Genomic DNA, 10596 nt, shown 5'->3' on the forward strand with positions numbered 1-10596 from the left:
GATCCCTACCTGGTGGTGGCGGCGGACAAGGGCACCGCCAGTTTTTCCGACTATGCCAATGAAATCTCCCTGGCCTACGGCCACTGGCTCGGCGATGCCTTTGCCTCGGGCGGTTCCTACGGCTACGACCACAAGAAAATGGGTATCACCGCGCGGGGTGCCTGGATATCGGTACAGCGCCACTTCCGCGAACTGGGACTCAACACCCAAAGCGACGATTTTACCGTGGTGGGTATCGGCGACATGGCCGGCGACGTGTTCGGCAACGGCATGCTGCGCTCCGAGCACATCCGCCTGGTCGCGGCCTTCAATCACCAGCATATCTTTCTCGATCCGGACCCGGATGCCGCCGCGAGCTTGGCCGAGCGCCAGCGGTTGTTCGAGCTGCCCCGCTCCAGTTGGGAGGACTATGACCCCGCGCTGATCTCGGCAGGGGGCGGGGTCTATTCCCGCGCGGCGAAGGCGATTCCCCTGTCGGAGCCGGTGCGGATGCGCTTTGGCCTCAGCGCCACGGTACTGAAGCCGAACGAACTGATTCACGAACTGCTCAAGGCCGAGGTGGACCTGGTCTGGAATGGCGGCATTGGCACCTATGTCAAGGCCAGCGCGGAGAGTCACCAGGAGGCGGGGGACCGCGCCAATGACCCGGTGCGGGTCAACGGGCGCGAGCTGCGCTGCCGGGTCTTTGCCGAAGGCGGCAATCTGAGCATGACCCAGCGTGGCCGTATCGAATACGCCCTCAACGGCGGGGCCTGCAACACGGATTTTATCGACAATGCCGGCGGGGTGGACTGTTCGGACCACGAAGTGAATATCAAGATCCTGCTCAATGAGCTGGTGCAGGCCGAAGACCTGACCACCAAACAGCGCAACCAGTTGCTGGTGGAGATGACCGACCAGGTGGCAGAGCTGGTGCTGAACAATAACTACCGGCAAACCCAGGCCATCAGTCTGGCCTACTACCGCTGCCAGACCAATTTTTCCGAATACTGGCGCACGCTGACGGAATGGGAGACGGCGGGGCAGATTAACCGCGCCATGGAATTTCTGCCGGACGATGAAACCCTCAAGGAGCGGACCAAACGGGTTGCCGGTTTGACCCACCCGGAACTGTCGGTGCTGGTGTCCTATGCCAAGATTCTGATCAAGGAAGCGGTGCTGAAGTCGGATGCGCCGGAAGACAGTTATGTGGCCCGGGCGATCAATGGCGCGTTTCCGCAGCACCTGTTGGAGCATTATCCCGAGCAAGTGGCACACCACAGCCTGCACCGTGAAATCATCACCAATCAGCTGGTCAACGAAATGGTCAACTTGATGGGCGTCAATTACTTCCAGCGGCAGATTGCCTCCACTGGAGCGGCGGTGGACGATGTGGTGCGGGCCTATGTGGTGGTGCGGGATGTGTTGCGCCTGGAACGCTATTGGCAGCGGGTGGAGCGGCTCGATTACCAGGTGCCGGCAGAGGTGCAGTTTGAATTGTTCTACTCGCTGATGCGCCTCGGCCGCCGCGCCTCCCGCTGGGTCTTGCGCAATCGCCGCTCCTGCCTGAATCCGCAAAAGGAAGTGCGGACGCTGGGTCCCAAGCTGGTGGAACTGCAATTGCTGCTGCCGACACTGTTCGCCCGCCAGGATGCCAGCGGCTGGCAGGAAGAGGTATCGCGACTGGTCTCTCTCGGGGTGCAGGAGGATGTGGCGATGTTGGTGGCCAGCTCCAATTTCCTGTTCTTCGGCTTTGGCATCGTCGATCTCTCAGCCTCCAGCGGCAAGCCGGTGGGTCTGGTGCTGGAGCTCTACTACAAGCTCGGCACGGAACTGGATCTGGAGTGGTTTGCCGATCAGATCGTTCATCTGGACCCGGCCAGTCGCTGGGAGGACTTCGCCCGGGAGTCCTTTGTGGACGACCTGGAAAGCCAGCGGCGCACACTGGCGCGGGCACTGTTACAGGAAATCCATGTGATCGAGGATATCGACGGGGCGATCCAGGTCTGGCAGGCATCCCAGGCGCCACTGATCAAGCGCTGGCAGGACATGATGAAGGAATTGCACACGGCGCCGGTCTACGATTTCGCCATGTTCTCGGTGGCGTTGCGCGAGTTGCTCGATCTGGTGCAGTCCTCCGAAAACCGCCTGGATATGCCGCCGGTGTGCGCGGTCTAACCCCCGGTGCCGTGGCGATAGGGCATTGAGAAATGACGGGGACCGCACCATGGTATATGCTGCGCGCCCTTCACGGGTTGCCTGTGCGGTAACCGGAGTCGGGTGATGGATAGGGAGCGGTTTGGGTGAAGCGGAGGGAGGCCCCTGCCTCCTCACTCCGCTTCAAAGCCCTGCTCGGGCTTTTGTGGGGCCGCGGCCCCAAGGGGAGAAATCTTTCGTTTTTAGTTAGAGGTTGATGACTTTCTGCTGGCAGGCTTGTTCGTTAAAGCCGCTCCAGTTGTCTTCTCGCCCCTCGCGCCAGCCGTTGAACCAGTCCTGGGCCAAGGGGGTTTCGTTTACGTGGGGGCAACTTGATTTGTTTCGACCGTTGTAACCTGCTTGATAACCTTTGATGAATGCGCGGTGGGATGAATCTCGTTTTTGTCTTTTCATAGGACATGAACCTCTGATTCCTGGGCCACTTATTCCATTTAACGTTCGGGTATGGCCAGTTGATTTTTTTGATGTAGCCGACCTATAACATCAAAACTGGGGGCGACTGTCGAAGATTTTATTAGTCTATGGGCAATGCGTTTTAATTACGGTACGTAATCAGCGTTTGTGTTTCCATGGATACCAGTGAGTCATTAGAGCCGCCCGGCTGTCGGGCAATAGGGTTGATAAAGTGTCGATGAGAATGTGGTTTGCCAGCTGCCCCAAAGGCCTGGAAGCGTTATTGGCCAGTGAGCTGGCGAACCTGGGTGCCGAGAAAACCCGGGAGACCGTCGCCGGTGTTTATGCCGAGGGCAATCTGGAATTTGCCTACCGCGCCTGCCTGTGGTCGCGACTCGCCAATCGCATCCTGATGCCGTTGGAGAAATTTCCGGTCAACAGTGCCGACGATCTGTACCGGGGTGTCGCCGCCATTGCCTGGGAGCGCCACCTGACCCCACATGAGTCCATCGCGGTGGATTTTGTTGGCACCAATGACGCCATCCGGCACAGCAAATTTGGCGCCCAGCATGTCAAGGATGCCATTGTCGATCGCCTTCAGAGCCATTTTTCCGATCGTCCGAATGTGGATCTGCGCAGTCCCGACCTGCGCATTAATGTGCGGCTCGCCAAGGACCAGGCCCATGTCAGCCTGGACCTGTCCGGTGACAGCCTGCATAAGCGCGGTTATCGCGCGGCCATGGTGCCGGCCCCGCTGAAGGAGAATCTGGCTGCCGCGCTGTTGTTGCGCGCCGACTGGCCGGAGATCGCCGCCCGCGGCGGCGCCCTGATCGACCCGCTGTGCGGCAGCGGCACCCTGTTGATTGAGGGCGCCATGATGGTGGCGGATATTGCGCCGGGGCTGATTCGCGAACAATTTGGTTTCCATGGCTGGGCGCAGCACGATGCCGAGTTGTGGCAGCGGCTGCGGCAGGAAGCACTGGACCGCTGCCAGGCGGGCCTGGCCAGGGAGCTGCCGGAAATCCGCGGTTACGACAAGGACACCCGCGCCGTCACTGCGGCCCAGGAAAATGTCGCCTGCGCCGGCCTGGAAAAATGGGTGCGGGTGATGGCCAAACCCATCGAGGCCTTCAAGAAGCCCACCCACCGGCAGATTGCGGAAGGGCTGATCATCTGCAACCCCCCCTACGGCGAGCGCTGGGGCGATATGGAGGAGCTGCGCCCCCTCTACCAGACCCTCGGCGAAGTGACCAAGCGGGAGTGCCCCGGCTGGCGGCTGGCGGTGATTACCGGCAATGCCGAACTGGCCAGTGAACTGCGCCTGCGCGCCGACAGAAAATACCAGTTTTTTAACGGCACCATTCCCAGCCAGCTGTTGTTGTTTCAGCTGCGAGAGGCGACAGAGTCCGGGCAGGTTCAGCGCAAGGAGCTGTCCGAGGAGTCCCTCAGCGAGGGGGCGCGGATGTTCGCCAACCGGCTGAAAAAGAACGCCCGCAAACTGTCCGGCTGGTTGAAGCAGTCCGGGGTGCGCTGTTACCGGCTGTACGATGCGGACATGCCGGAATATGCCGTTGCGGTGGATTGCTACGACGATGCGATCCATGTGCAGGAATATGCGCCGCCGACCAACATTGATGAAGAGCAGGCCAACCGCCACCTCAGTGAGGTGCGCCAGGCACTGCTCTATCTGTACCCGGAGAGCCGCAGCAAGCTGTTTTTCAAGGAGCGTCGCCGTCAAAAGGGCGACAGCCAATACCAGCGCCAGGCTGTCCGCAGTCGCCAACAGGGGGTATTTGAGGTGCAGGAGGGGCCCTGTCGCCTCGAGGTGAATCTGGCGGATTACCTGGACAGCGGCCTGTTCCTGGATCACCGCCCGGTGCGCCGCCTGCTGGCAGAGCGGGCCGGCGGCAAACGCTTTTTGAATCTGTTCTGTTACACCGCCGCGGCAACGGTGCAGGCGGCAATAGGCGGCGCCCAGAGCAGCCTGAGTATCGATATGTCGAACAGCTATCTGGAGTGGGCCGGGCGCAACTTTGCGTTGAATGACCTCGACCCGCAGCGCCATCAGTTGCTGCGGGCCGATTGCCTGGAATGGCTGGCCATGGAGCAGGGCGAGTACGACCTGATCTTTCTCGACCCGCCGACCTTTTCCAACTCCAAGAAAATGGAGGAGGTGCTGGATATCCAGCGGGATCACGGCAAACTGATTGACCATGCCATGGCGATCCTGGCGCGAAACGGCACCCTGGTATTTTCCAACAATTTCCGCAAATTCAGCCTGGATGACGCGCTGAAATCCCACTACGACGTGGAAGATATCACCGATAAAACCTTTGATCCCGACTTTCAGCGCAACCGCAAAATTCACCATTGCTGGTTGATTCGCCACCGGATGTTGTCGCCCTGGCATGGCTAAGATCCTGACCCTCTACACCGGCCCCAACTGTCCGCTGTGCGACCAAGCCAAGGCACTGCTCTATCCGCTGTTACAGGAAGCGGGCTGGCAGCTGCGGGAGGTGAACATAGCCGCTGACGAGCACTTGCAATCGCTCTATGGCATCCGCATTCCGGTGGTGGTCAACCCGAACGGCGCTGAGAAGGGCTGGCCATTCAGCGCCGGCCAGATACGCCGCTTGCTGGAGATCAACTGATTTCAACGGCCGGCCCTTTCGGGCGGGCTGAGGGTCTGGCAAACTGGCCTGTAATGATGGCGATTTTGACTGCCCCGGGGGATCTGTATGCCCGCCAGCGCACCCTTTAACAGCCTTTCCAGCCGCTATTTGCCAATGGATTTTAGCGGCGGTCTCACCGCTGCCGTGGTGGCCCTGCCGCTGGCGCTGGCCTTTGGTGTGGCCTCCGGGGCCGGACCCATGGCCGGGGTTTATGGCGCTATTTTTGTGGGCTTCTTTGCGGCGCTGTTTGGTGGCACCCCCACCCAGGTGTCTGGTCCCACCGGACCCATGACAGTGGTGATGGCGGGGGTCTTCACCTCGATGCAGGCTAAATATCCGGAAACCGGTTTACTGCTCGGTTTTACCGCTGTGATCGTCGCCGGTCTCATTCAGATCGCCCTGGGTGTATTGAAACTCGGCAAATATTTCATCCTGGTTCCCTACCCGGTGATCTCCGGTTTTATGACCGGCATCGGCGTCATCATCATCATCCTGCAGTTGGGGCCACTGCTCGGTCATGCCGGTACGCCCTCGCTGATGGCGGCACTGACCAGCCTGCCCGCCTGGCTGTCGTCCATAAACTGGGTGGAGCTACTGCTCGGCGGGTTCGCCCTGGCGGTGGTCTACCTGTGGCCATCCTCCTGGAATGTCTGGCTGCCCAGGCCCCTGGCGGCACTGTTGGCGGGCACCCTGGCGGCGCTGTGGTTGCCGGCGGATTCGGTAGCGATAATTGGCGATATTCCCGCCGGCTTTCCGCCGTTGCATTGGCCGGCGTTTTCCCTCGAGGTGGCCGGCGAATTGCTCTATGGGGGGGTATTACTGGCGGTGCTGGGCGCCATTGATTCCCTGTTGACCTCCCTGGTGGCGGACAGCATGACCAAGCAGCAGCACGATTCCGATCGCGAGCTGATCGGCCAGGGTATCGGCAATACCCTGGCGGGCCTGTTCGGCGGCTTGCCCGGCGCCGGTGCCACCATGCGCACGGTGGTCAATATTCGCGCCGGAGGGAAAACCGGTTATTCGGGGGCCATCCACGCCCTGATACTGCTGGTGGTGATGCTCGGGGCCGGCCAATATGCCGCCCATGTGCCGCTGGCGGTGTTGGCCGGCATTCTGATCAGGGTGGGCATCGACATCATCGATTGGCCCTTTTTCCGGCGCCTCTCCAGATTGCCTGTAAACACTGTGGCGCTGATGCTGCTGGTGCTGGGTTTGACTGTGTTTGTCGACCTGATCACGGCGGTTTTAGTGGGGGTTTTCCTCTCCAACCTGATTACCGTGGAACGGCTGACGAATATCCAGCTGGACAGTATCACCCTCACCAATGGCGCGGATGCCACGGAAAAGGGGTGTTCAGCTGAAGAGCGCTGGCTGGCGTCCCACCAGGGCAAGGTGTTGCTGCTGCGGCTCAATGGCCCGCTCAGCTTTGCGGTTGGCCGCGGACTGAGGCGCCGCCTCGCCGGTCAACTGTCCCACCGGCTGATGATTATTGATTTGACCCACGCCCATCTGGTGGGCACCTCCACGGCGATGATCCTCGATGAATTGATCCATACGGAAACGGCCCAGGAGCGGCAGGTGTTATTGGTCGGTGTGCCGGACAAAGCCAGAAAGAGTCTCGCGCGGCTGGGCACCCTGGAGTATCTGGGGACTGAGCGGGTGCTGGATTCTTTCAGCGAAGCCATGGCGGTTGTGGACGGCGGGCGCGCCTGAAGCGCTCAACTGGTCGCGGCCAATTGCGTCAGCAGCGCCGGAATGGCTGCTGCGGGGTGAGGGCGCCTGAAATAGAAGCCCTGGTAGAGATCACAGCCCTGCTGGCGTAAAAAATCCAGTTGTTGCCGGCTTTCGACACCCTCCGCGACCGTTTGCACGCCGATACTTTTGCCCACGGTGATGATCGCGGAACAGATTGCGGCATCTTCCGGGTTGCTGTCACATTCATTGACGAATGCCCGATCAATTTTTAGCACATCGACCGGGAAGCGCTTCAGGTAGCTCAGTGATGAATAACCGGTGCCAAAATCGTCGATGGCGAGTTTGATTCCGCACGCTTTGAGCGCCGCCATGGCGGCGATACTCTCGTCGCTGTTGCCGGTCAATACCCCTTCGGTGATCTCCAGTTCAAGCAGTGTTACTGGTACCCGGTATTTTTCGGACAGGGCGAGAATAAAGGGAACCAGCCCCTGGGAATGCAAATGGCAGCCGGAAATATTGATGGCCACCGGCAACGGTGTCAGCCCTTGCTGACGCCATTAAGCCAGCTGCCTGCAAGTCTCCTCAAGCACCCACTCCCCGACCTGGATGACCAGGCTGGAGCCTTCAATCACCGGGATAAAGTCGCCCGGGGGAATCAGGCCGTGTTCCGGGTGTTGCCAGCGCAACAGGGCTTCGAAACCCAGGATGGCGTTGCTCTCGCAGCACACCTTGGGTTGGTAATGGAGCAGTAACTGGTGTTCGGCGATGGCCGCGGGCAGGTCTGATTCCAGTCTGAATTGCTGGTTTGCCAGCGCTTCCAGGTCTTCACTGAAAACCCGGTAGGTGTTGCGGCCCGCCTGCTTGGCCTTGTACATGGCCAGATCGGCATGTTGCAGTAATTTATCTCCATCGATATCACCGTTGCGGGAAAGGGCAATGCCGATGCTGGTCATCACGGTGAGCGCGTGACCGGAAATTTGAACCGGCTTGCACATTTTTGCGAGGATATCCTCGGCCCGTCGGATGGCGATCTGGCTATCGATTTCACCGGACATGACGATGACAAATTCGTCGCCTCCCCAGCGGCCGACCAGGTCCACACCGCGAATCAGGGAATCCAGTCGCCTGGCCACCTGGTGAAGTAGCTCGTCGCCGGCCTTGTGTCCCAGGGTGTCATTGATTTTCTTGAACTGGTCCAGGTCGAGGAACATCAGGATGACCGTGCCCGGCGTCGCGCGATGAAAGTGGATGCGCTTGTTCAGGTACTCCATGAAATAGTTTCGATTGTAGAGTCCGGTCAAGGTGTCCTTGTAGGCCAGCAGGCGCAGGCGCTCCTGCAGCTTGATCTGCTGGGTGACATCCCGCACATGCAGGGTGTACTCCCGGACGGGGTCGCCGATATCGGTGGTCTGGGTGATCACCACTTCGGCGGGGAATAGTTCACCATTGGCGCGGTTCAACTCGGTAATATTGCGCCGTCGCAGCACCAGGCCCTCGCCGAGGGTAAACCCCTGGGACAAGCTTTCCAGCGCCACGGCCCCAATCGTTCCCGACATAAACAGGGTGAAAAAACTCTGTGATTTCACCGTGCTTTTACTCAGCCCGAAACACTGTTCTGCCGCCGGGTTGAACTCCAGGATTTCGCCGCGACCGTTGATGCTGACAATACAGTCCATGGCGGCGTCGAGAATGGCCCCTTTGCGGTACTCACTCTGACGGAAGGCGTTGAACGCCTCATCCCGCTGGTGGATTTCCTCGTTGACCTTGGTGATGACGCGATTGTACTGGTGGGCGATCTGGCCGACTTCGGTAAAAGGTTCTTCCGGTACCCGCGCAGAAAAATCGGAGCGCTGTTGGTGCAGGTGCATGGCGGACAGCAGTTCGAACACTTCGGTACTCACCCGGTGCTCGGCGACATTGAGCCCGCGCAGTTCCGCCTCCGGGCTGACGCGCAGGGGAAAGAAGCGGTTAAAGGCGGCAAACACCACATAGGCCGTGGCAAAGCTGTAACCGCCTATGGCGGCAATGCCCCGCAACTGGCTGAGGAGCTGTTGGCTGCGGCTCAGTCCGTTGTCGAGGATGGTCGGATCGCCGAACAGGGCCAGCGCCAGGGTGCCCCAGATGCCGGCGAACAGGTGGACGGGAATGACCCCGACGGCGTCATCGATCTTGAGTCTGTCCAGCCACAACTCGCCCCAGTGGACAATGGCCCCGCCGACAGCGCCTATCAGTATGGCGGACAGGGGGGCAACCGCGTGACAGTTGGCGGTGATCGCTACCAGGCCACCCAGTATTCCGTTGACGATTTGTTGCACGTTGCAATAGCGCTCGGCCAGATAACCCATCAGGGTGGCGGCGATACCGCCGCCGAAGGCGGCCAGGCAGGTGTGCAGGAGAATTGCCGGAACCGCGGCGGTCCAGCCGAGGGTGCTGCCGCCGTTGAAGCCAAACCAGCCAAACCAGATCAGCAGGCAGCCGAGCACGGCCAACGGCACATTGCTGCCGGGCATTTTTTGATCGAGGTCGTAACGACCACTGCGCGGTCCGATGATCAGGACGGCGGCCAGCGCCACCCAGCCGCCCACAGAATGCACCACGGTTGAGCCGGCGAAATCGACGAACCCCAGTTTTTCCAGCCAGCCGGTGGGGTTGCCGCTGATGATCCCGGCCCAGGCCCAGTGGCCGATAACCGGGTAGATAACAAGGGTGATGGTGATGGTGACAATCAGGTAGCCCAAAAAGCTCATCCGTTCCGCGACAGCGCCGGAGACCAGGGTGGCTGCGGTGCCACAGAACATCATCTGAAACAGGAAGATGGTTGTCAGGTGGGGGCCGGCGCCGTTGCCAAACAGGAAGTAACTGCTGCCAACCCATCCCGAGATACTGTCGCCGAACATGAGGGCGAAGCCCACTGCCCAGAATATGGTGCTCGAGACAACAAAATCGGCAATGTTTTTGGCCGCGACATTGATGCTGTTCTTGCTGCGGACGAAGCCGCTTTCCAGACACAGAAAGCCTGCCTGCATCAGGAATACCAACAGTGCGGCGGAGAGAACCCAGAACGTATCCAATCGACTACCCTGTGAATGCTACGGACGTGGGTAACGTTTCGATGGTCGGCATGCAGGCTCCTCTGTCACCCAGAGTTAGCCATGCAAAAACGGTGCACATTTTGGGGGCTGCCCAAAATAGGCCCTCGAGAGCCGTCAATTCAGCAATTGGCGTGCGGCGATCAAACCGCGGTCAGCGCGGCATGCCTCAATATTGCCCCTGGCTGATGTAGTAGACGTCCAGGATGGTGCGCGTGGCGTCCATGATGCGCACAACCCGGTCATCGATACGGCGCAGGGAGGTGCCGTCGACCGACCTGGGCAGGCGGTGGAGGAATTCTTCGGGCAGGGAGCGACTGTGGCCATAGAGCTCGCTATCCAGTACTTCTCCCCGGGCTACCTTGCGCTGCCAGCCGGGGGGCAGTTCGCCGCCCCGTTCCAGTTTCTTGCGCAGGCCGGGCGGTAGGCTCTTTTGCTTGTGGTTGTCCCCGTAGCCCTCGTCATTGCGGTAGCGGCTGTCCCGCAGGTAGTCGCCCAGAAGGCGTTTTTCGGCTTCATTGAACAAGACGTTGCCGGCGATCACCGCCATC

At 60.2% G+C, this 10596-nt stretch carries 6 protein-coding genes and 1 pseudogene; 4 read left to right on the plus strand and 3 right to left on the minus strand.

All coding sequences use genetic code 11. The annotated features are described in order from the left end of the window. Window positions 1-2157: NAD-glutamate dehydrogenase domain-containing protein (locus tag ABY948_RS07970; protein WP_461481998.1), on the plus strand; the 2157-nt coding region annotated here is incomplete at its 5' end. Window positions 2158-2382: 225 nt separating this feature from the next. Here ABY948_RS07970 and rmf read toward each other — a convergent pair. Beyond that, window positions 2383-2589 carry a ribosome modulation factor gene (rmf, locus tag ABY948_RS07975; protein ID WP_461481999.1) on the minus strand — a complete coding sequence of 69 codons (207 nt, stop codon included), beginning with the start codon at window positions 2587-2589 and terminating at the stop codon, window positions 2383-2385. A gap of 238 nt (window positions 2590-2827) precedes the next feature. On the opposite strand from rmf, the gene rlmKL reads away from it, so the two are divergent. The 3 genes from rlmKL to ABY948_RS07990 all read left to right on the plus strand — a co-directional run bounded on the left by rlmKL (window position 2828) and on the right by ABY948_RS07990 (window position 6974). Continuing rightward, window positions 2828-5005: a bifunctional 23S rRNA (guanine(2069)-N(7))-methyltransferase RlmK/23S rRNA (guanine(2445)-N(2))-methyltransferase RlmL gene (gene rlmKL, locus ABY948_RS07980; RefSeq protein ID WP_461482003.1), complete on the plus strand. Its 2178-nt coding sequence runs from the start codon at window positions 2828-2830 to the stop codon at window positions 5003-5005. After that, window positions 4998-5240, plus strand: coding sequence for a glutaredoxin family protein (locus ABY948_RS07985; protein WP_461482000.1), 243 nt, complete (start codon window positions 4998-5000; stop codon window positions 5238-5240). The genes rlmKL and ABY948_RS07985 overlap by 8 nt, the downstream gene beginning before the upstream one ends. 87 nt (window positions 5241-5327) lie before the next feature. Beyond that, window positions 5328-6974: a SulP family inorganic anion transporter gene (locus ABY948_RS07990; protein ID WP_461482001.1), complete on the plus strand. Its 1647-nt coding sequence runs from the start codon at window positions 5328-5330 to the stop codon at window positions 6972-6974. A 5-nt stretch (window positions 6975-6979) separates the two neighbouring features. On the opposite strand, the pseudogene amt reads toward ABY948_RS07990, so the two are convergent. Both amt and ABY948_RS08000 read right to left on the minus strand, forming a co-directional pair. Continuing rightward, window positions 6980-10027, minus strand: a pseudogene (amt, locus tag ABY948_RS07995) (ammonium transporter). 187 nt (window positions 10028-10214) lie between these two features. Then, the coding region (locus tag ABY948_RS08000; protein WP_461482002.1) for a hypothetical protein at window positions 10215-10596 on the minus strand (382 nt) is incomplete at its 5' end.

Source organism: Porticoccus sp., from assembly GCF_041592135.1.
Taxonomy (GTDB): Bacteria; Pseudomonadota; Gammaproteobacteria; order Pseudomonadales; family Porticoccaceae; genus Porticoccus.

Coding starts and splice junctions, on each gene's coding strand:
- rmf (WP_461481999.1), bottom strand. CDS start 2,589: ATGAAAAGACAAAAACGAGATTCATCCCACCGCGCATTCATCAAAGGT.
- rlmKL (WP_461482003.1), top strand. CDS start 2,828: ATGAGAATGTGGTTTGCCAGCTGCCCCAAAGGCCTGGAAGCGTTATTG.
- ABY948_RS07985 (WP_461482000.1), top strand. CDS start 4,998: ATGGCTAAGATCCTGACCCTCTACACCGGCCCCAACTGTCCGCTGTGC.
- ABY948_RS07990 (WP_461482001.1), top strand. CDS start 5,328: ATGCCCGCCAGCGCACCCTTTAACAGCCTTTCCAGCCGCTATTTGCCA.